The sequence below is a fragment of the Porphyrobacter sp. MBR-49 genome, from assembly GCF_053628655.1.
This window is the reverse complement of sequence record NZ_JBRJGU010000006.1, coordinates 102,032-123,641: the sequence shown is the minus strand read 5'-3', so window position 1 is coordinate 123,641 and position 21,610 is coordinate 102,032. Positions and strand designations below refer to the sequence as shown.

Here is a 21,610-nt window from a genome sequence, read left to right as displayed (position 1 = left end):
TCGGGCTAAAGCGCGCCATCGCGCCACGCGGCCCCATTGACAAGTGGAACACCCATTGACCGAAACTCTCCCCGACGGCCTGCTGAGCGTCGTCATCCCGAACTACAATTACGCCCGCTTTGTCAGCGAATCCATCGCCAGCATTGCCGATCAGACCTATGCCCCGATCGAACTGATCGTGGTGGATGATGCCAGCACCGATAATTCGGTGGAGGTCATCCGCGCCGCGCTTGATGCGGCAGCCGACCGGCTGTTTTCGACCCAGCTGATCGCACTGCCCGAAAATGTCGGCAAACTGGGCGCGCTCAATCGCGGGATGCCCCATGCGCGCGGGCATTATTTCGTGATCCATGATTCCGACGATCTGCTCAGCCCCGGCTATGCAGAACGGACGATAGCTGAACTCGAAGCTGCGCGGGCTGAAGACCCTGCCATTGCCATCGTCTATTCCGATTGCACGCTGATTTCGCAGACCGGCGAAGTGCTTGACCGGGGCCGCTCGACCGCGTTCGATCCGGCGCTGATTGAACGCTATTCCTTCATTCCCGAACCGGCGATGTGTCTGGCTGCGCCGGTGATGGAAACCGCCCCCTATGATGAAACCATCCGCAAGGGGACGAAACACCACAAGTGGAAACGCATCATCGCCAATGGCTGGAAGGGGCTGCATATCCCCGAAGCGCTGTTTTCCTACCGGATGCACGAAGGCAATCTGTCAGGCATTGGCAAGCGTGTGATCGCCGAGGTTGAGCGCGGGGAGGGTGGTGAACGCATCCTGTCCGGCTATTGGCCGCTGCAAACCACCGAACGCTGACACGCCGATGAGCCAGCACGAATCGCAAGGGTTTCCGCTGACGCTGGATGCAGCGCGGATCGGGGTCGTCGGGCTGGGCTATGTCGGCCTGCCGGTGGCGGTCGCCTTCGGACAGAAATACCCGACAGTCGGGATCGATATTCGCGCCGGACGGATTGAAAACCTGCGCGCCGGGCATGATGAAACCCGCGAAGCCTCGCCTGAAGAACTGGCCGCCGCGACCCAGCTTGATTTCACGCTCGACTGGGCCAGCATGGCGGCGTGCAACGTGTTCATCGTCACCGTTCCGACCCCGCTGAATGATCACAACCATCCCGATCTGTTCCCGCTGGAAAGCGCCACCCGCGCGATCGGTATGGTGCTGAAACGCGGCGATGTGGTGATTTATGAAAGCACGGTCTATCCCGGCTGCACCGATGAATTTTGCGTGCCGATTCTGGAAGAACTGTCAGGCCTGACCTATAATCGCGACTTTTTCTGCGGTTACAGCCCCGAACGGATCAACCCCGGCGATAAACTGCGCAAGCTGCCCGATATCCTCAAGATCACCAGCGGATCGACCCCGGCTGCGGCCGATTTCGTCGATGCGCTGTATCGCAGCGTGGTGACGGCAGGCACCCACCGGGCCAGCTCGATCCGCGTGGCCGAAGCGGCCAAGGTGATGGAAAACACCCAGCGCGATCTCAACATCGCGCTCGCCAACGAATTGGCGATGATCTGCAACCTGCTCGACATCGACACCACCGAAGTGCTGGAGGCGGCGGGCACCAAGTGGAACTTCATGGCGGTGCGCCCCGGACTGGTCGGCGGGCACTGCATCGGGGTTGATCCCTATTACCTGACCCACAAGGCCGAAGAAATCGGCCACCACCCCGAAGTGATCCTGGCCGGGCGCCGGATCAATGACCGCGTGGGCAAATATGTGGTCAACCAGTTCGTCCGCCTGATGGGGCGCAAGGGGTTATTGCGCGATAATCTGCGGGTGTTGGTGCTGGGCTTTGCCTTCAAGGAAGATTGCCCCGATCACCGCAACACCAAAGTGGCGAGCATTGTGGAGCACCTTCGTGAATTCGACATTGCCGCCGATGTCTATGACACCTGGGTCGATGGCGATGAATGCGAGCGTGAATATGGCATCCGCCCGCTGACCACGCTGGGACCCGGCAAATATGACGGGATCATCCTTGCAGTGGCGCACGGCGATATTGTCGCGATGGGGGCAGAGGCCATTCGCGCGCTGGGTAAGCCGGGGGCGGCACTGTATGATGTCAAAGCCGCGCTGCCGAAGGGCGCTGCTGATCAGCGCTTATAGAGCCTTTTCAGCGGCGATGCGGCGGCGGATCAGCGCGGCCTCGGTAATCTCGAACGAATGCTTGTGGTCGACATCGATCGGGCCGAACGGGTAATCGAGCATCACCGGGGCCATTGTCACCCCCAACCGCCGACCGATGGCGGTAATCAGCCCGCGCATCGTGGTCAGTTTCAGCTTGTAGAGCACAAACGGCCACACCCCGAATGCCTTCAGGATGCGCATATGCCGCTTGCCGAACTGGCCGCCGCCTTCAAACACCTTCACCGCGCTCAGCGCGCGGGCATTGCGCAGGCCATAGAGGTTGCACGATGATGATCCCCCATCCTTGAGCTGGTGAAACGCCAGACCTGAATTGGCGAATTCGCGCAGCACCACTTCCTCGCTCGACAGGCCGAGCGCCACGTCTTCGCTGCATTCCAGAAACCCGTTCACGAAATCGCGTACCAGTTCGGGCGTGTGCAGCGCATTGTCGCCGGTGGTGATGACGAGCGGCAGCGGGTTGTCGATTTCTTCAACCGCCGCGATCACGCTGTCCGCCAGATTACCGCGCGCGGCGACGAAAACCGTGGTGCCGGCCGCCGCCCATGCCTGCATCCGCGGGGTCGCCTCCAGCACATCGGGCGTGTCGAGCGAGACGTGGATGCGATCAAAACAATCGCTGTCGATCAGCGCTTCCAGCACCCGTTCGAGCATCACCTGCCCGTCGATCTCGACGAGGCATTTGTGCGCCTTGCCCTGCAATTTTGCGACCGGATCATCCACCCCCCGGCGGCTGGCGGCCATCACCAGCACGGCTGGCTTTTGCCCGGCCGTTTGGGGATGCGTAACTGTCTGGCTTGGCATGATCTGTCCTGTCTTATCCGTTGGCAGCGGGCGGGGCGAAGGCCTGCCCGGCGCGGCGCATCACGTCGCCCGCGTCGGCAAGGGCGGGGAATTGTTCGAGAGCGGCGCGCAGATGATCGCGGGCCTGCGCGGTGATGACCCCGGCGCTGCAGGCGTCAAACTTGCCCCAATATTGCGCCCAGGTAAACGGCGCGGCCTTGCTGCCCAGCGGCCATTCATTGACCGAGGTGAAGCGCCGCCCATCCTTGAGGGTAATGTGAACCTCGGTTGGAAATTCGCCCTCCAGCCTGTCCACCGGGTGGCGGTGGATGATCGGGAACAGGCCGCGCACATCGGCGCCCATCACCCGTTCAGGCGTGAAATCCGCCAGCGTGCAATCGCCGCGCGCAAGGATGCAGCCGACCGCATATTCGGCGGAAAACTTCGCTTCCAGCGGGGTTTGCGGATCGGTGTAGAAGACATTGTTGAAATGCACGCGCGGCATATGCAGATCCACGCTGGCGACGGCATCAGCGCCAAACCCGTGGGTCTGCATCAGGTGCTGCACCCCGTCCATCGCGCGGTGGATCGCGCCGCAGGTGGGAAACCGCTTCACCCGGAACTTGTGCGCGGTGATCAGCAGCGGATCGCCCACATTGTCGAGTTCAAACCGCAGGTTCTGACCATGTTCGATATGGGTGATGGTATCGCGCAATTCTTCGTAATCCGGCCCCACCATCAGCCGGTTCATCCCGGTGGGCCCGTCCAGCGTATCGCGCCCGGCGGTGATCCCGGCGCGCGCCATGCTGGCCGCCATGATCCCGCCCTTGGCCGCCAGCCCGGCGTGAACTGGCTTCATCTCGGTGCCGAACTGGCTCATGAACCCGGCCGACATGCTGGTGGCAATCGACAGCGCGCGCGCGCAGGCGGCGGCGTCAAGCTTCATCAGCCGCGCTACCGCCGCCGTGGCCCCCATCACCCCGACGGTGGCGGTGGCGTGCCAGCCGCGGTTGCGGTGCGCGGGGTTCAGCCCCTGTCCGATCCGCCCAAGGATTTGCAGCCCGACAATATAGGCATCAATGCAGGCCGCGCCCGAAAGCCGTTCCTGCTCGGCAATCGCCATGATCGCGGGCAGCAGCACGGTGGTGGGGTGGGCCTTTGGCGGATCGAAATTGTCATCGAAATCGAGCACGTGGGCGATCGTGCCATTGACCATCGCGGCCCACGGTGCAGCCAGCATCTGCGGCTGACCGATCACGGTGCAAGGCCCGCTGCCCCACGGGGCGAGGGTGGCGAACAGTTTGTGCGCCACCGGTTCTGCCGCGCCGGGCACCATCACCGCCAGCGTATCGACAAATTCGCGGTGCGCCCAGTCGCGCGCATCGTCAGGCCAGCGATCCGGCACGTCAGCAATCCATGCGCCATAGATATCAAGCGGATTGGTGTTCACGTTGTTCGCCTCGGCCCGGTTGCGCCCGTTTGTGCACAGTCGCAGGGCCGATAGCTATGCCGCGCTCATTGCACAAGCATTGCGCCGGTAACGTCACCTGTCCGGAAGCTGGAATTCGATCACTTCGGATGTCGCGCGCCTGATCCCGAAAATCCGCCAGCGCCCCTCCAACGATGTGGGATCCCACGCCCACGCCTGCCCGGCGAGCGGCGCGGGGATTGTGCCGACCCATTCGAGCACGGCGCCCTGTTGCGGCAAGCGCAGCTGATAGATTTCAGGTTCATCATGCCCGGTCAGATACAGCAAGCCATCGGGCCCGAATGCGCCGCCCGATGCGCTCATCGGGGCGAGCGCCGCCAGAACATCGGCGGGCAGGGCATAGCTGGCAATTTCCTGCCAATTGTCGTCCAACTGCGCGATCCGGGTGAAACGGTGATCGCGCCCCGGCTCACCGCCGCGCTGGCCATAATTGGCAAAGCCCGCCCACCAATGGCCTTCGTGCCGAACCAGCCAGGTCAATGATCCCGCGCGCAGGCCCAGCGGGATCGAGCGGATATGGCGCAAGGTGGCAGTGTCGAACACCTCAACCGAACTCGCCATCGGCAGATGCGGGAAGTTGGAATGGGCGCATACCAGCTCAGCCGCGATCACCGCGCAGCTATTGATGTGCACGATGCGCCGCCCGCCGCGTGCGGCATCCGCATCACCCACCCATTCGGCGACTTTCGCCCCGTCAGAACGGCGATATTTGCCGATCCGCGCGTTGGTGATGGCATAGAAATGCGCATCATCCACCGCCGCGCCCTGCCGCGCCTCGGGTGCCTGCCAGCTGTGCAACACGGTGGCAGGCGCGGATACCGGCGGGCGCACCTGCTCAGCATCGCTGTCCTGCGCGTGGGCCGGGGCGGTGAGGGCGGTCAGCGCGCCCAGTACAATCAACCCCCGCATCACAGCTTCGCCGATACGCCGATAGAGAACGCCCGGCCAAATTCCGCCGCTTCCTGCAACAGATCACGGTTCGGCCCGGTGAGTTCGATTCGCCCGCTATCGGTCAGGTTTTCGCCTTCGACAAAGATTTCGACATTATCGGTCAGGCGATAGCGCAATTGCGCATCCACCGTGGTGCGTGATTTCCAGAACTGGTCGGCATCGGGGATGGTGGAATTGATCGTTTCCAGATAGCCGCCAGTGTAATTATAGGCGACGCGCGCCTGGATCGGCCCCTTGTCAAAATAGATCGCAGCGTTGGTCGTCCATTTGGGTTGGAAGAAAAACCCGCGGTTCCGTGGCCCGGCGGCGGTCAGCACGGTCAGATCACTATCGACATAGGTGGCGTTGAGGTTGACGCCGAGCCCGTCAAACGGCGCGGGCAGGAAGGTCAACGGCTGCTGGATAGCGGCTTCAACCCCCAGCAATTCGGCGCTTTGGGCATTGAACGGCTGCGAGATTTCAACCTCTTCCGGCCCACGCCCGACATCGAGCGTTTCCACCACGGTGAGGGTGAAAATCTCGTTCGAAATATCCTTGTAGAACACGCCGAGCGATACCAGCCCGCCATTGCCGGTGAAATATTCGAGCGACGCGTCAAGCCCGTCGCTCTTGCGCGGGCTGAGGCCGGGATTGCCGCGGCTGACCGTGGGCCTCGTCCCGGTGGCAAAGCTGACGGTTTCTGCGGCGGTCACGCTGCCAAAATCGGCACGGCTGATGGTGGTGGTATAGGCCGCGCGGATGACGAAATCGTCGGTGACATCCCAGCGCAGATGGACGCTGGGCAGCCAATCATTGGTGGAGCCATCGGCATTGGCCGGTTCGATCACCCCGTTGACCACGCGTGATGCGGCGCTCGACGTTTCGGTGCGTTCATAACGCAATCCGCCCAGCAGCGTTACCGGGCCGGTGGTCACGCGGCCCTGAAGGAAACCGGCGTAAATATCCTCGTCCACGGTAAAGTCGGACACGATATTGTTTTCAACCGCGCGGAACGAAGACCGGTTGGCGTTGAAGAACGCAGTGGTGAAAGTGCGGTCAACCACCAGATCAAACCGCTGTCCGCCGATTACCTCCATCGGATTGCGGGTGAATGCTCCGTCGAGCGTGTAAACCAGGCCCGAGGCCGGATCGACGGTAAAGGTGGTCTGATCCTGATCGCTGACGTGATCGGTGCGGCGATAGAGGCCGCCAGCCTTCACTTCGTAATCAAAGCTGCCGCTTTCCTGTGCATAGGTCAACGCGCCGCGCAATTCATACACATCCTGATCGACGGTCGCGAGCGTCTCATTGCGGCTGACATGGATGTGGCGGGCCGGATCGGCAATCGCGCTCGGGTTGATCGGGAAGAAGTTGAAGAAGAAATCGCTGCTGTCGAAATTGAACCCGAAATCGGTGCCGGTTGGCGTGCGGAAGGCTTCGGACGCATTGCGCTGGCGGCCATGCGCGCCCGAATAGATGGCGTCCACATCCACCCGCAACGGGCCTTCGCCGCCCCAGGCCAGATTATACTGCGCGTTCCAGATTTCCTGGCGTTGCTGCGGCGTGTTCAGCCCTATCTGGTTGCGGGCGCGTTCAAAGGTGCCGCTGGTCGGGGTCTGATTGGTGATATTGCCGCGCTGCTGGAACCGGTTTTCGTGGCGGGTTTCATCATCGTCAAACCGGTTGAAGGTGCCGAACAGCCGCATGTAGAGATCGGGGTTGGCCTGCCATTCCAGCGACAAGGCCGAACCGAACCTCTCGCGCACGTTGTTATACAGGAACAGGCGGCGTTCCAGCGGAACCGCTATGCCATTGCCGGTCGGGCTGCCGAGTGTGGTCGGCGTGCCGGCGGCGGTGAATTCATTGAAGCTGGGGTTGGCGGTTTCGAACTGGGTGATGTCATAATTGCGGCGCGAATAATCGAGCGCGAGCACCACGCCGAACTGATCATCGCTACCCAACTGGGTGCCTCCGGTCATGTTGGCGCGCCACGACAGGGCATCACGCTCGACATCATTTTGCTGTTCAAACAGAGTATAGGCCGCCGTGCCGGTCAGGAACGGGCGGCTTTCGCTGAACGCGCTTTTGGTCTTGATGTTGATGATCCCGCCAATCGCGTTGGGGTCCATATCGGGGGTCAGGGTCTTGAGCACCGCCATTTCGCTGGCGATGGATGAGGGGATCACGTCGAGCGGGATCGTGCGCGATCCGCCAAGGTCGGCCGAGGCGACGATCGCGCCGTTGATCTGGGTGCGGTTATAGGTTGGTGCCAGACCGCGTATCACCGCGAAACGCGGTTCGTTCTGGTCATTGCGCACCGCCACACCGGGGATGCGCCGCAGCGCTGCCGCCGTGTTGAGATCGGGCAGGCGGCCGATGTCATCAGCCGAAACCCCATCGCTGACCACAAAGACTTTGCGCTTGGCCTCAATCGCGCGCTCTTCGCTCTGGCGAAAGCCGGTGACGACGATTCCTTCGTCGGTTTCTGCAAGATCGTCAGCATTATCGGTCGTTTGCGCATAGACTGGCTGGGCCGCAAGGGCCGCCACTGAGCACACACCTGCAAATAAATAGGCCTTCATCTGATTTCCCCTATCTGCCGGTTGAACCGACATTCCGAATACGCAGGGGCACCTATGCGGCTATTTTTGCGCAGGCGTGGCAAATCAGTGAATGTTTTATGAAATTGAATGCCGGATCATTCATGACTGATCGCAGCAATGGCAAACTATTGTTTCAACGTGAGTCAAAAATGACAATTCTGTAAGTTTTCTGTCAGGTTTTATTTACGACAAATAATTGACAGCGACCCCGTGCACCCCCCAATTTTTACCTCCACCGCGCAATCCTGCGGGTGACACGCGCCGGATTGTGTGTTGTCAGGGGGCATGGCATCCAACCGCAGCCGGGGACACACCGCAGATGAATTTTGATCTCAGCCACGAACACACCATGTTGAAAGATCTGGTCGGCAAGTTTGTGCGCGACCAGTTGATGCCGCTCGAAGCCAGCGTGCTGGCGCGCGAATCCGCCGGGCAGGGCAGCTATCTCACCCCACAGGAAACCGCTGCGGTTGATGCGGTGTCGCGCGAATTGGGCCTGTGGGGGCTCGACGCGCCCGAGGAAGTCGGAGGCATGAACCTGCCGATGGTGGCGATGGTTGGCGTGAACGAGGAATTGGGCCGCACCGCTGTGCCCTATACCCTGCCGCCCGATTCCCCCAATCTGCGGATGCTGATGGTCGCCGCCGATGAACGCCAGCGCGCCGCCTATCTGGAACCCTATGTGCGCGGCGAGACCATCTCTGCCATCGGCATTTCCGAACCCGGCGCGGGGGCCGATCCGGCAGGCATGACCACCTTGGCGGTTGAGGACGGCGATGACTGGATCATCAATGGCCGCAAGATCTGGATCACCCGCGGGGCAGAGGCGGATTTCACCATCCTGATGGCCGTGACCGACAAGAACCCCAATGGCCGCAACGCGATGTCGGCCTTTCTGGTTGACCGTGATACCCCCGGCTTCAACGTGCTGCGCAAGATCCCGATGATCGATGGCACCGCGACCTATGAAATCGTGCTGGAGGATTGCCGCGTACCGGGGTGGAAACTGCTCGGCACGCGCGGGCAGGGGTTTGCGCCGATGCAGGTGCGGCTGGGCACGCGGCGGATCGAGATGGCATCATGGGCGATCGGCATGGCCAGCCGCGCGCTCGACATGATGGTGGATTACGCCCCGCAGCGCACCACCTTTGGCAAGCCATTATCGGCGCGTCAGACGGTGCAGAACTGGATCAGCGACGCCGCGACCAAAATCCACGCGATGCGGTTGATGACCTATGACTGCGCGTGGAAAATCGACGAAGGCCGCGATACCCGCAGCGAAATCTCGATGATCAAGAGCTTCTGTATCGAAAGCGCTTACGAGATAGTCGATCACGCGATGCAGATGTTCGGCGCGATGGGGATGACCCGCGAATTGCCGCTTTACCTCATGTCCAACAAACTGCGCACCATGCGCATCTATGACGGGCCAAGCGAGGTGCATAACTGGGTGGTGGCGCGCCAATTGCTGGGCACGCGGGAATGATCCGGGCATGAGCGAATGGATTGATACAGCGCGCGCCAGCCTTGGCGCGGCGCGCGATTATGCCGAGGCGGTGCGGGCAGCAGTGTTGTACGCGGTTGCCCCTGACGGCGCGCCGCAGCCTGCGCTGATGGCGCGCGAACAGCACGGCGTGCATGGCTTTGCGTGGATCGCGGCAAGCATCGCTGCGCTGGAGGCGACGCTCGATTGGGCCGTGCGGGCCGATGCGGCGGGGCAGTTTGGCGAGGCCGAAGAACTGACACTGCGGATCGGGTTTGGCGAATACCTCGCGCAGATTGCCAGCGGATTGCCGATGAGCGCGAGCGAGGTGGTGCGCCCATCGGCGTTCGGCACCGGGGCTGAGGCGCGCGCGCTGTCAGCGTATCCGGCAGTTGCGCGCCTGCTGGCCGATGGCAGCACGCCCGATACCCGCGCCGCGCTTACTGCATTGCTGGCCGATGGCGTGCGCCCGGATGAGGGATTGGGGGACGCAACGCTCGATCTGATTCGTCAGCAATTTCGCGCCTTTACCGCGCAGCAAATTACGCCTTTCGCGCATCAGTGGCACCTTGCCGATGCGCTGATCCCCGATGCGGTGATCGCGGAAATGGCCGCGCTTGGCGTGTTCGGCATCTGCATCCCCGAAGACCACGGCGGGCTGGGGCTGGGCAAGCTGGCGATGGCGGTGGTGTCCGAAGAATTGTCGCGCGGGTGGATTTGTGCCGGATCGCTTGGCACGCGATCCGAAATCGCAGGCGAGCTGATCGCGGCCAATGGCACGCCGCAGCAAAAGGCGCGGTTTCTGCCGCGTATCGCCGATGGATCGTGCCTGCCCGCTGCCGTGTTCACCGAACCCGATACCGGCAGCGATCTTGCCAGCGTTCGCACCCGCGCCGAACGGCAGGCCGATGGCAGCTGGCGGGTTACGGGGGCGAAAACCTGGATCACCCACGCCGCGCGCGCTGATTTGATGACGATGCTGGTGCGCAGTGACCCCTCGCGCCCCGGCTATGCGGGCCTTTCGATGCTGCTGGCGGAAAAGACGCGCGGCAGCGAAGCCGCGCCGTTCCCCGATGCCGGGATCGACGGCAGCGAGATTGCCGTGCTCGGCTATCGCGGGATGAAGGAATATGCGCTGGGGTTTGATGGCTTTGCGGTCGCCGCGGATGGCCTGCTGGGCGGGGCGGAAGGGCAGGGCTTCAAACAGCTGATGCGCACCTTTGAAGGCGCGCGCATTCAAACAGCCGCGCGTGCCATCGGTGTGGCGTGGAACGCTTTTGATCTGGCGCTCGATTATGCGCAGGGGCGCAAGCAGTTTGGCGCGGCGCTGACGCAGTTTCCGCGCGTGTCGGACAAGCTGGCATTGATGGCAGTAGAAATCGTGATGGCGCGCGAACTGACCTACTATGCCGCGCGGGCCAAGGATCGCGGTGCGCGCTGCGATATCGAAGCGGGGATGGCCAAACTGCTCGGCGCGAGGGCGGCATGGAGCGCGGCGGATAATGCCGTGCAGATCCACGGCGGCAATGGCTATGCGCTGGAATACCCGATCAGCCGGGTGCTGTGCGATGCGCGGATTCTCAACATCTTCGAAGGCGCGGCGGAGATTCAGGCGCAGGTGATCGGCCGCGGCCTGTTGGGCGGCCAACAATAGCGGGAGGGGGCGCCTTAAATCGCGCGCCGTAACGGCTGGGTTGTGACCGGCTGGGCCAGCACCGCGTGGACAAGATCAACATGGCGCGGGCGATCCCCACGGCGTTTCAGCAGCCGGTTTATCCGCGTGACCAGCACGAACGGATCGAACGGTTTTGTCAGGAAATCCTGCGCGCCGGCATAAATCGCCTGCGCCTCATCCTCCTCGCCGCTGATGGTGGTGAACATCACCACCGGCAAATCATACAGCAACGGCGAAATGCGCAAGCGGCGCAGCAGCGAAAGGCCGGATTCGCCCGGCATCGCCTGATCGAGCAGTAGGACGTCGGGCCGCTTGCGATGCACGCAATCCCACGCTGCCTCGGCGCTGGTCACCCAGCCGCAGGCATGGCCGGCATCGATCAGCACTTCGCTGGCGAGTCCGGCGATCAGTTCATCATCATCGGCAATCAGGATTCGGGCCATAGGTGCGGGCTTTTGCGAAGTGGGTGTGTTGGAAAATGCACCATTAACTATGGCGGGTTCCGGCGGGCTTGGCTTGACCCCTCGTAGAGTTCCCTAGACCCTGGCTTGACCCCACCTAGACCCCTCTTAGACCGGCCTTGCCCCCGTCTTGGCACCCTGTCAGTGTCGGGGTGATGATTCGTGAAAACCTTGGCGATCCGCCCAACATTGCCCGATCCGGCCCGTTTTATATTACGCAAGGCATTCATAATCTTAGGGATTATGGCGGCTATGCAGTGCCCGGCGGGGCGCGGGTGCGCAGCGGGGTGCTGTTCCGGTCGGGCCAGCATATGGAGGCGAGCGACGCCGATCTTGCGCTGATCCACGCGCTTGATATCCGCACGGTGATCGACCTGCGCGGGGTGAGCGAGCGGGAGGGCTTTCCATGTCGACGCCATCCGAACTTTGCCGCGCAAGTGATTGTGTTTGATGGTGAAACAACCAATTCTCCACCCCACGAAGGCGGCGGCGGGCAGGTGGTGATGACCCCCGAAAAGGCGCGGCAGCGGATGCTGGCGGTGTATCGGCGGATGCCGGTCAACCCTGCGATGATTGCGATGTTTACGCGATATTTCAATGCTTTGGATGAACGTGAAGGCGGATCTCTGGTGAATTGCTTTGCCGGAAAAGACCGCACCGGGATCGCCGCCAGCCTGCTACTCCACACGCTCGGCGTCCACCACGATGATGTGGTGGCCGAATTTCTGCGCACCAATGATGCTCCCACCCGCGATGTGCTCGAACGCCAGTCGCTCCCCCGGATGGAGGCGTATTATGGCGCCATCGAGCCCGAGGCGTTGCACAATCTTATGGGCGTTTTACCAGAGTATATAGATACTTATATTGCAGAGATAACGCGCGATTACGGTTCGCTCGACACCTATCTCGCGCAGAAATTAGGTGTGGATGAGGCGCGGAAACAGCGCCTCAGAGCAAAGCTGGTGGCGTGACAATCGCGCTGCGTGCTCCCATATCGCGGGTCTGTTATTCACTGGAAGGCAAATCGTAATGGCCACCCACCACACCAAAATGCTGATCATCGGTTCCGGCCCGGCGGGCTATTCCGCTGCGATCTATGCCGCGCGCGCAATGCTGAAACCCATTGTTGTTCAAGGACTTCAGCCCGGCGGCCAGCTTACCATTACCACCGATGTCGAAAATTACCCCGGCTTTCGCGAGGTGGTGCAAGGCCCGTGGCTGATGGAGGAAATGAAGGCGCAGGCCGAACACGTCGGCACACGGATGATGTGGGACACCATCGTTTCGGTTGACCTCGAAAACGGCCCGCCGTTCCGCGCGATTGGCGACAGCGGCGATGAATATATTGGCGAAACTCTGGTGATCTGCACCGGCGCGCAGGCCAAGTGGCTGGGCATTCCGGGTGAGATGGAACTGGGCGGCAAAGGCGTATCCGCCTGCGCGACGTGTGACGGGTTCTTCTATCGCGGCAAGAAGGTGGCGGTGATCGGCGGCGGGAATACGGCGGTGGAAGAGGCGCTGTATCTCACCAACCATTCCGACGACGTGACCCTGATCCACCGCCGTGACAGCCTGCGGTCGGAAAAGATCCTGCAGGAACGCCTGTTCGCCAATCCCAAGATTAAAGTTCTGTGGAACAAGGCAGTAGAAAGCTTTGTGGCTGGCGATAATGGCATGCTCCACCACCTCGCGCTCAAAGATACGGCGACGGGTGAGGCGTCCACCATCGAAGTGGACGGTGCGTTTGTCGCGATCGGCCATGCGCCTGCGACCGAACTGTTCAAGGGCAAGCTACCGATGGACGAAGGCGGCTATCTGCTGACCGAACCCGGCACCCCGAAAACCGCGATCCCCGGCGTGTTTGCAGCCGGGGACGTGACCGATCATGTCTACCGGCAGGCGGTCACCGCAGCAGGGATGGGTTGCATGGCGGCGCTCGACGGCGAACGCTATCTCGCCTCATTGTCCTACGGAAAAGAGCAGGTTAGCAAGGTGGCCGTGTAGGGTTATCGCAAGCTAACCTTGTTTGAAGTTCGCGCAATTGACCAACTCCGCTGGTGTTATGAAATATGCCTCCAAGGTATCCGGGGCTTCTTCAAGTGTTATTGTGCCATCGCCTTCGTCTCTGAATCTGAAAACGTCGCCGGCGCGGCCCTTAACAATGACAGATCCCCCCTCTCTGAATTGGGTCTTGAGGTTTGGCCATTCTTCCGCGACGGATCCTAGGGACGCAAGTTGAACGCGGTCGCTATCGACCCCAAGCACCATTAAATTTCCACGGCACGTGAATTCGGCCATTTGGGGAGATGTCCACACACCTCTGGAAAAATCGCTTTCACCGCAACCAACAAGTGCAAGTGCACCAAGTAGCACACCAAAACGATATTTTTGCTTTAACATAATGACTTGCTCCCTTTTTTGAGCGTTTGCGGTAATTATCCGAGCCTGAGGCAGTCGCAATGCCAAACGGCGCGGGTTATCGGGTCTTGACCTTAGAATACCGCCAGCGCGGCGTGCAGGATCAGCGCGATCAGCACCAGCGATGACAGGGCGAACAGCGCAAACCGCACGATCACGCGGTTTACCGTCGCCTGCACGATGCTGTGCGCCACCCGAAGGGCGACATAGGCCCAGGCGAGCATGGTGTTGAACCCGTCGCCCTGTCCGATGATCGCCAGCACGATTGCCACCGCGTAAAACAGCGTCGGCGCTTCGTGCAGGTGGTTGTAATTGTCCGCCTTCCAGCTGACGGTATCGGGCAGTTTGGCGCGCAGGCTTCCCCCGTCGCCGCCGATCAGGTTCTTGGAGTCGATCCCGGCGGCGTTCATCGCCGGGATGCGGGTGGCATACATCCACAGCCACATCACCATCGTCCACGCCAGCAGCGCGACGACGGGCTGCAAGATATCCATTCCGATCATGGTGTTTTCCTTAAACCGGCAATGCGGAAGGGTCGGCCAGCAACGTCGCCATCACCGCGCGTACTGCCAGAACGATCAGCGCGATCGTGCTGGCCAGGAACAGCGCAAACCGCACCGGCACCGCGTTGACGAGGTTCTGCCACAGCGAATGCACAATCCGCAGCGCGACATACACCCATGCCAGCGTCACATCGAGCGCGCCCGGCCCCATTACCGCCAAGATCAGCACCGTCGCATAAAACAACGTCGGCTGTTCGTGCAGATGGGTGTGATTATGCGCGGGCCAGTTGGCTTTGTCAGGGATGACGCCTTCCAGATCACTGCCGCGCGCGCCCGGTTTGGCGGCGAGCAGTGATTTATCTTCAATCTTGGCAATCGCCCCGAACCGCGCGGGAATGATCCACAACAATACTATCAAAGTCCACACCACCAGCACGGCAGCGGGCGCGAGCATTTGCGCTTGCATCGTCGGATCCCCTCTCAAAAGTTCCAGCCGATACCTGCGAGCGCGGCGATGGATTGTCAATTGCACCTATTATGCGGCCAGGACGTGCAGCTGGAAATAGCCGAGCGCGCCGCGCGTGCTGGTGAGCTGCAGACCGCGTGCGGCGGCGATGCGCACTGCAACCGCGCCCATGTCATCGCGCGGTGCGACGTGGAACTTGGCGAGCCATGCCCTCAGCAATCCGGCGAAGGGACGCGGCAGGCCCGTTAGGTCGCCGAAATCCACCACGTGCAACGCGCCGCCGGGGGCCAGCAGGCTTGCGGCGTGATCCAGCGCCCCTTGCCAATCGGGGATCATCGACAGCGAATAGGACAGCACGACCCGGTCAAACTGCGGTTCGCCCAGCAGCGCCGCTGCGTCAAACGAACAGGCATCGCCTTCGCCCAGCCGTGCCTCGGCTCCCAAGGCGGCGCGCGCGCTTTTGAGCATTTCCGCCGAAATATCGAGGCCGTAGAGCCGCACGCCCGGCCACGCTTTGCCGATCTTGGCCAGATTGCGCCCGGTGCCGCAGGCGATTTCGAGCACGCGCATCCCCGGCTGCGCCGCCAGACCTTTGATCAGCGTATCACGCCCAAACAGGTAATATTTGCGCGTGAAATCATAAATATGCCGCTGCCCGCGATAAACCTCGTCCATCAGCGCGGCATGACCCGAAGGCGCACCTGCGTTCGCCATCAGGCCAACTCGTAAACGTGGACGCCGCCATAGATCGACGAACGATCGCGGCGGGTGAGATCGGCGGAGGTTTCCTCAAGATAACGCCACCGCGACAGGATCGCATCGTTCAGCCGCCCGGGCAGCAGGCTGGGTTCGGCCGCCGTGCGGAACAACACCCGCGCGCCGGGGCGGCTGGCGCGGGTGATCCGGCTCCACAATCCGTCAAGCTGGGCGTTGTTCATCCAGTCCTGCGCATCCAGCAGCACGAAGCGATCCATGCTGGCCTCGTCCCGCTCACCGATCCAGTCGACCATATTGGCGCGGGTGACGTCGATCTGCCCGATCCGTTCGCGCATCACCTCCCAATTGGCGCGCTGCAGATAGGGCGGCAGCGGCGCGCCCTCGGCCCGGCTATATCCGCGCCCGAATGCCTGCCAGGCGAAGTAATTGTCCTTCACCTCGAAATCGCAGGCGAGCTTTTCCAGCCGCCGCCGCAGCACTTCGGCCATGCGTTGATCGCCGGCGAGATGCTCGAATTGCGCGGGCGGGATGCCGAGGCCGAACAGCGAGGCGGGCTGATCGGTCAGCCAGCGGATGAACTTCTTTTCGAATAACGGGGCCAACTCGCGTTCAAACACATCGCGCTGTTCTTCCAGCGTTTGCGCTTCAAGCACCTTGCCCAGATCGATCTTGTAGAGTTTGGCAAACACATGGGCGAGGCCGATGAAATTGCCGAGCAAACCCTTTTTGTAGATGCCCTTGGTGAAATACGAAATGCGCCTTTGTCCGCGAATGTCGCGCTTTTCCCAATAGGCGCGGCTTTCCGCGTCCAAGTGTGGGGCGATCATGGATTTATAGACCGCGTTGTTTTCCTTGTGATCGGCATGGGCGAAAAAGCGGTGAAAGCGTTCGTAATTGGGCAGATGCCTGATCGCCGCGATCTTGAGCCGCCCCAGCGCCACGTGGGCGTGGTTGAGATCGACCGCCGTCACGCTTTCGGGGTTCGCGGTGAGATAGGACAATGCGTTGCAACTGCCGCTCGCAATGCACATCACGCGGCTGTCAGGCTGGATGGCGAGGCCTTCCATGTCGACCACCGGGTCTTCCCAGATCTGGGCATAGACGAGGCCGTTGAACGCCAGCGCAAATGCCTTGTCTAACAGTTTATCGCCCATCCTTGCATCCTTGCGGATCACCGCGTCTTCGATGATGCGCTTTGCCTGTGTGGCCATGTGGTCTGGTTCCTGTGTCACGTGAGACCCTTGCCATATTTTGCCCGCGTGTCGGCAATGTGACGGTATCCACAGCTAGCCAGCCCCGGCAAGGGTGCGGGCAAACGCCGCCGGATCGGCATTGCCGCCGGTCAGCATGATGACCGTGCCATCGTCCACCGGCACCTTGCCCGCCAGCGCCGCTGCCAGCGCCGCCGCGCCGCCGGGTTCAACCACCAGTCGCAGATGGGAAAAGGCAAACCGCTGCGCATCGCGCACTTCGGCATCGGTTACGGCCACCCCCGGCTCGGCCCGGCCTTGCAGCAGGCTGAGGTTGAGCGGCTTGGTCGCATTGGGTTGCAGCGCGTCGCAGATGGTTTTGGGCGCATCGGGCGCGGCGTGGACGATTGCACCCGTCGCCATCGACTGACCCACCATGTCCCAGCCGACGGGCTCGACAGGGTGAATCGCGCTTGTCGGCGCACCCAATGCGAGACCTGCTGCCAGCCCGCCGCCGCCGCAGCAGGTAATGATACGGCTGGGCGCGCGGCCAAGTTGCGCGGCGGCCTCAATCGCGGCGCTGCCTTGCCCTTCGATCACCCACGGATCGCCGAATGCGTGAACCAGTGTGGGTTTTGCGTCTTTGGCACGCTCTGCGATCAAATTGGCGGCCACTTCATCGCGATCCTCGCCCCCCTGTTCCTTGGGAGCGCGCTGATACAGCACTACCTCCGCCCCGAGCGCGCGGGTATTGTCGAGCTTCACCTGCGGGGCATCATGCGGCATCACGATGGCCGCGCGGATACCCAACCGTCGCGCTGCCCACGCCACGCCCTGCGCATGATTGCCCGATGATACCGCCACCACGCCTGCCGCGCGTTCTTCCGGCGAGAGGTTGATCAACCGCCACCACGCGCCCCTGATCTTGAACGCGCCGACGGGTTGCAGCACTTCCGCCTTTGCCCAGGCCTGCACGCCATTGATCGTCACCGGCAACAGCGGCGTCGGCGGCAGGATCGCCGCAATCGCATCGGCGGCGGCGACAACCCCTTCGCCGGTCGGTATTCTGACATCAGCCTGGATCATTTGTCCCCATCCATTCATTCGCGTAAGCGCAGCGCAAGATTCGCATTACGAAAGGTTCCTATCATGTCGGCAGCAAAATCCAGCACGGTTCCCAAACCAGTCCTCGTCATCGGTGCGGGCGGGGTCAGTTCGGTCTGCGTCCACAAGATGGCGTTCAACGCGGATATTTTCCCTGAAATCCACTTGGCCAGCCGCACCAAATCGAAATGCGATGCGATTGCGGCTTCGGTGAAGGAACGCTGCGGGCGTGACATCGCCACTTATGAAATCGACGCTGAAGAAGTGCCCGCGATGGTCAACCTGATCCGCAAGACCGGCGCAGAATTAGTCGTCAATCTCGCGCTGCCGTATCAGGATCTGCCGATCATGGACGCCTGCCTTGAAGCGGGGGTCGATTACATGGACACCGCCAATTACGAACCCAAGGACGAGGCTAAGTTCGAATATCACTGGCAGTGGGCTTACCACGACCGTTACAGGAATGCAGGGTTGATGGCGCTGCTGGGGTCGGGCTTTGATCCGGGCGTGACGTCTGTGTTCACCATGTGGCTCAAGAAGCACAAGCTCAAGACCATCCGCCAGCTTGATATTCTCGATTGCAACGGCGGCGATCACGGCCAGCATTTCGCCACCAACTTCAACCCCGAAATCAACATCCGCGAAGTGACCGCCCCTGCGCGCCACTGGGAGAATGGGGAGTGGGTGGAAACCCCGGCGATGCAGGTCAAAACCGAATTCGACTTCGAAGCGGTAGGAAAGAAGAACGCCTACCTGATGTATCACGAGGAGTTGGAAAGCCTCGCCAAGTTCGTCCCCGAACTGGAACGCGCGCGGTTCTGGATGACCTTTGGCGATCAATATATCACCCACCTCACCGTGCTCCAGAATGTCGGGATGACGCGGATTGATCCGGTGAAGTATCAGGGCCGCGACATCATCCCGCTGCAATTCCTCGCCGCGGTGCTGCCCAAGCCCGAATCGCTGGGCGAAACGACCAAGGGCAACACCAATATCGGCGTGATCGCGACAGGCGAAGCACTGGACGGCAGCGGCGAGAAGACATTCTACATCAAGAACATCTGCTCGCATGAAGCAGCCTATGAGGAAACCGGCAACCAAGCGGTAAGCTACACCACCGGCGTGCCTGCGATGATCGGCGCGGCGATGATGGTGCGTGGTGACTGGCAGGGGAAAGGCGTGTTCAATATGGAGGAAATGGACCCCGATCCCTTCACGGAAATGCTAAACGCGCACGGATTGCCGTGGACGGTCGAGGAAATGGCCGGGCCGGTCGGGTTCTGATTTTGACAAGGCTCACGCCACTTCGTCATTGCGAGCGTAGCGAAGCAATCCAGCTTCGGGCATCTCGCGTGATTGCAGCGTCAGACAATGGATTGCCGCGTCGCCCCGAAACGAGTTCGGGACTCCTCGCAATGACGAACGAGAGTGAGTGAAAATGCAAACCAAAGCCGGTGATCCGGGCGCCTTTGCCCATTTTGACCTGTCGCGCGTCGATAGCCCCGCTTTCGTGGTGGACGCGTCCAAGCTGCGTGCCAATTGCCGCGTGCTGGCGGACGTGCGCGATGCGGCGGCGGCTGATGGTGCGGATATCAAGGTGTTCGCTGCATTGAAGGCGTTCTCGATGTGGTCGGCAGCGCCGATCATCGGGGAATATCTTGACGGCGTCTCCACCTCCGGCCTGTGGGAAGCGCGGCTCGCGTCCGAATTTTACGACGGTGAAATAGCCACCTATTCCGCCGCGTTCAAGCCGGAGGAGCTAGAAGAAATCTGCCGCCTGTCGGATCACGTGATCTTCAATTCCCCCGGCCAGCATGAACGCGCGCGGCTGATCCTTGATCACGCCGCTGCCAACGGAGCGGGCGTCAGCATTGGCCTGCGCATCAATCCGCAAGTGCCCACCGGCGAGGTCGCCAAGTACGACCCCAGCGCGCCGGGATCACGCCTCGGCTTCCCGCTCGACCAGCTGACCGAAGAACACATGGAGGGTGTCGAGGGCATCCATTTTCACAATCTGTGCGAACAGGATTTCGAACCACTGAAGGCCACCTGGGACCGGGTGTTTGACGTGATCGAGCCGTTCTTCGGCCAGCTTAAATGGATCAACATGGGCGGCGGCCACCACATCACGCGGGCCGATTACCAGCGCGATGAACTGGTGGAGTTCCTGAAAGACGCGGCCGAAGATACCGGATGCCAGATCATCCTAGAACCGGGCGAAGCAGTCGCGCTCGACGCGGGGATTCTGGTCGGCACGCTGCTGGATACGATGTTCAACGAAGTTCCCGTCGGCATCACCGATATTTCGGCCACCTGCCATATGCCCGATGTGCTCGAAGCGCCCTATCGCCCCGCCATGCTGGGCGAAATCGCTGACCCCGACCTGATCCCGATCCGGTTGGGTGGGCCATCCTGCCTCGCGGGCGACGTGATCGGCGATTACCGCCTGCCGGTGCCTGCGGAGCCCGGCGCACGTTTCGCGTTTCTCGATCAGGCGCATTATTCGATGGTCAAGACCAACACCTTCAACGGGGTGCAATTGCCGAGCATCTGGATGTGGGACAGTGAAAGCGACGCGCTCGATTGCATCAAACGGTTCGATTACGCCGATTTCAGGGATCGCCTCAGCTAGAGCCGGGTTTCAGCACCCGTCCGCGCTCGTTCTGGTTGATTGCCAGCGCTAGCCCCGCCAGCGCGCTGAACTGGCGCGCAGCTTCTTCGGCGCGGGCATGATCGCCGCTGGCGTCAATCGCGCCGCTTTCGAACAGGTTGCGCCCTTCGACCGCGATGATCACCTCGCCTGCACGAAACAAGGCGCGCAGCTCCTTCGCGCCGAAAGCGCTTTCCAGCCGCAACAGGTGTTCGACATAGCCGGGGTGCACCAGCACGCGCGCCTCGACCTGATCATCGCTGAACTGCGTGAACACCTCGCCAAAAGCTGGGTGCACCTGATCCACCTTGTCCAGCCGATGACCATCAAAGCTCACATACTCGCTTGCCCCGCCAAGCCCGAGCCATTTGCGATGCTTGCCTGCGCGTTGCAGCAGGGTGGTTGACCGGAACGGCCGGCCAAACCCCATCTGGATGATCACCCCGCGAAAAACTGTCACCCAGCGGCGGTTCTTGCCCGATCCCCGGCGCTCTTCGAGGTGCGCTTCGTAAAGGTTGAAGCTGTGCCCTTCGAGAGTCCCATGCCAGCGGTCCTCGAAACCGGAACGGTCAAAATCGGGAACCAAGCCATAGGTCTTGGCCGCCTCAAACTCCGCGCCCGGTTCAACTTCATGGTCGTAAGAAACGCCGAAGCTTTCCGCGATGGCCGAATTGATCCCGATCTTGATCGCCTTTTTCGCTTCGGCAATCGGCTGATAACCCCAGATACCGGCGAACATGATACCGCCGAAGGTCATCAGTGCCTTGAGCCCGGTTGGCAGGTCGGGGGCAAACCACACGAACGCGAGCGCGGGCAGCAGGATCACCGCGCCCCACACCCAGCGCGCGCTGGCCTTTGCCTTTGCCGAAGCGCGCATCTCTGCCTGCCCTGCGAGCCATTCGCCCAGCTGACCTTGCATTAGGGTATCAATGTTGGTGCGCATTGCGTCTCCCGCGAGATTCTTTAACCTGTC

The 21,610-nt window shown here is 61.6% G+C and carries 20 protein-coding genes; 8 read left to right on the top strand and 12 right to left on the bottom strand.

Annotation, left to right across the window (positions count from 1 at the left end; genetic code table 11):
- The first annotated feature begins 55 nt into the window (after positions 1-55).
- Both ACSSV3_RS09970 and ACSSV3_RS09965 read left to right on the top strand, forming a co-directional pair.
- Positions 56-814, top strand: coding sequence for a glycosyltransferase family 2 protein (locus ACSSV3_RS09970; RefSeq protein WP_354324767.1), 759 nt, complete (start codon positions 56-58; stop codon positions 812-814).
- A 7-nt stretch (positions 815-821) separates the two neighbouring features.
- On the top strand, positions 822-2,126 hold the full coding sequence (locus tag ACSSV3_RS09965; RefSeq protein WP_354324768.1) for a nucleotide sugar dehydrogenase: 1,305 nt from the start codon (positions 822-824) through the stop codon (positions 2,124-2,126).
- Here ACSSV3_RS09965 and ACSSV3_RS09960 read toward each other — a convergent pair.
- The 4 genes from ACSSV3_RS09960 to ACSSV3_RS09945 all read right to left on the bottom strand — a co-directional run bounded on the left by ACSSV3_RS09960 (position 2,121) and on the right by ACSSV3_RS09945 (position 7,916).
- Positions 2,121-2,969: a nucleotidyltransferase family protein gene (locus ACSSV3_RS09960; protein WP_354324770.1), complete on the bottom strand. Its 849-nt coding sequence runs from the start codon at positions 2,967-2,969 to the stop codon at positions 2,121-2,123. The two genes, ACSSV3_RS09965 and ACSSV3_RS09960, sit on opposite strands and share 6 nt — an antisense overlap.
- Before the next feature lie 13 nt (positions 2,970-2,982).
- Positions 2,983-4,398: an MmgE/PrpD family protein gene (locus ACSSV3_RS09955; protein ID WP_354324771.1), complete on the bottom strand. Its 1,416-nt coding sequence runs from the start codon at positions 4,396-4,398 to the stop codon at positions 2,983-2,985.
- A 93-nt stretch (positions 4,399-4,491) separates the two neighbouring features.
- Positions 4,492-5,346 carry a hypothetical protein gene (locus ACSSV3_RS09950; protein WP_354324773.1) on the bottom strand — a complete coding sequence of 285 codons (855 nt, stop codon included), beginning with the start codon at positions 5,344-5,346 and terminating at the stop codon, positions 4,492-4,494.
- On the bottom strand, positions 5,346-7,916 hold the full coding sequence (locus tag ACSSV3_RS09945) for a TonB-dependent receptor (protein WP_354324774.1): 2,571 nt from the start codon (positions 7,914-7,916) through the stop codon (positions 5,346-5,348). Before ACSSV3_RS09945 ends, ACSSV3_RS09950 begins: the two co-directional genes overlap by 1 nt.
- Before the next feature lie 373 nt (positions 7,917-8,289).
- Between ACSSV3_RS09945 and ACSSV3_RS09940 the strand changes: the two genes are divergently transcribed.
- Together ACSSV3_RS09940 and ACSSV3_RS09935 are read left to right on the top strand one after the other, a co-directional pair.
- Entirely contained in the window at positions 8,290-9,456 is a 1,167-nt protein-coding gene (locus tag ACSSV3_RS09940; RefSeq protein WP_354324776.1) for an acyl-CoA dehydrogenase family protein, read from the top strand.
- 7 nt (positions 9,457-9,463) lie between these two features.
- On the top strand, positions 9,464-11,107 hold the full coding sequence (locus ACSSV3_RS09935; protein WP_354324777.1) for an acyl-CoA dehydrogenase family protein: 1,644 nt from the start codon (positions 9,464-9,466) through the stop codon (positions 11,105-11,107).
- A gap of 14 nt (positions 11,108-11,121) precedes the next feature.
- On the opposite strand, the gene ACSSV3_RS09930 is transcribed toward ACSSV3_RS09935, so the two are convergent.
- Positions 11,122-11,571, bottom strand: coding sequence for a response regulator (locus tag ACSSV3_RS09930; RefSeq protein ID WP_354324779.1), 450 nt, complete (start codon positions 11,569-11,571; stop codon positions 11,122-11,124).
- Between the two features lie 173 nt (positions 11,572-11,744).
- Here ACSSV3_RS09930 and ACSSV3_RS09925 point away from each other — a divergent pair, with 173 nt between their 5' ends.
- On the top strand, positions 11,745-12,560 hold the full coding sequence (locus ACSSV3_RS09925) for a tyrosine-protein phosphatase (protein WP_354324781.1): 816 nt from the start codon (positions 11,745-11,747) through the stop codon (positions 12,558-12,560).
- A 58-nt stretch (positions 12,561-12,618) separates the two neighbouring features.
- The gene (gene trxB, locus ACSSV3_RS09920) at positions 12,619-13,593 is read left to right on the top strand and encodes a thioredoxin-disulfide reductase (protein WP_354324783.1); all 975 of its coding nucleotides are present in this window, start codon (positions 12,619-12,621) and stop codon (positions 13,591-13,593) included.
- Between the two features lie 12 nt (positions 13,594-13,605).
- Here trxB and ACSSV3_RS09915 read toward each other — a convergent pair whose 3' ends face one another.
- The 6 genes from ACSSV3_RS09915 to ACSSV3_RS09890 all read right to left on the bottom strand — a co-directional run bounded on the left by ACSSV3_RS09915 (position 13,606) and on the right by ACSSV3_RS09890 (position 17,969).
- A complete protein-coding gene (locus ACSSV3_RS09915; RefSeq protein WP_354324784.1) occupies positions 13,606-13,989 on the bottom strand; it encodes a hypothetical protein in 384 nt (127 codons plus the stop codon).
- A gap of 92 nt (positions 13,990-14,081) precedes the next feature.
- Positions 14,082-14,510 carry an MAPEG family protein gene (locus tag ACSSV3_RS09910; RefSeq protein ID WP_354324785.1) on the bottom strand — a complete coding sequence of 143 codons (429 nt, stop codon included), beginning with the start codon at positions 14,508-14,510 and terminating at the stop codon, positions 14,082-14,084.
- Positions 14,511-14,520: 10 nt separating this feature from the next.
- Entirely contained in the window at positions 14,521-14,976 is a 456-nt protein-coding gene (locus ACSSV3_RS09905) for an MAPEG family protein (protein ID WP_354324787.1), read from the bottom strand.
- A 69-nt stretch (positions 14,977-15,045) separates the two neighbouring features.
- Positions 15,046-15,690 carry a class I SAM-dependent methyltransferase gene (locus tag ACSSV3_RS09900; RefSeq protein ID WP_354324789.1) on the bottom strand — a complete coding sequence of 215 codons (645 nt, stop codon included), beginning with the start codon at positions 15,688-15,690 and terminating at the stop codon, positions 15,046-15,048.
- Positions 15,690-16,904, bottom strand: coding sequence for a DUF3419 family protein (locus ACSSV3_RS09895; protein WP_354324790.1), 1,215 nt, complete (start codon positions 16,902-16,904; stop codon positions 15,690-15,692). The genes ACSSV3_RS09900 and ACSSV3_RS09895 overlap by 1 nt, the downstream gene beginning before the upstream one ends.
- Before the next feature lie 75 nt (positions 16,905-16,979).
- Positions 16,980-17,969: a threonine ammonia-lyase gene (locus ACSSV3_RS09890; RefSeq protein ID WP_354324792.1), complete on the bottom strand. Its 990-nt coding sequence runs from the start codon at positions 17,967-17,969 to the stop codon at positions 16,980-16,982.
- 63 nt (positions 17,970-18,032) lie between these two features.
- Between ACSSV3_RS09890 and ACSSV3_RS09885 the strand changes: the two genes are divergently transcribed.
- Positions 18,033-19,271 carry a saccharopine dehydrogenase family protein gene (locus ACSSV3_RS09885; RefSeq protein WP_354324794.1) on the top strand — a complete coding sequence of 413 codons (1,239 nt, stop codon included), beginning with the start codon at positions 18,033-18,035 and terminating at the stop codon, positions 19,269-19,271.
- Positions 19,272-19,425: 154 nt separating this feature from the next.
- Positions 19,426-20,619 (top strand): carboxynorspermidine decarboxylase, encoded by a 1,194-nt coding sequence (locus ACSSV3_RS09880; protein ID WP_354324796.1) that lies wholly within the window; start codon positions 19,426-19,428, stop codon positions 20,617-20,619.
- Here the strand turns inward: ACSSV3_RS09880 and ACSSV3_RS09875 are convergent.
- Entirely contained in the window at positions 20,612-21,580 is a 969-nt protein-coding gene (locus tag ACSSV3_RS09875) for a DUF3137 domain-containing protein (RefSeq protein WP_354324798.1), read from the bottom strand. The genes ACSSV3_RS09880 and ACSSV3_RS09875 overlap by 8 nt on opposite strands.
- Positions 21,581-21,610 lie beyond the last annotated feature (30 nt).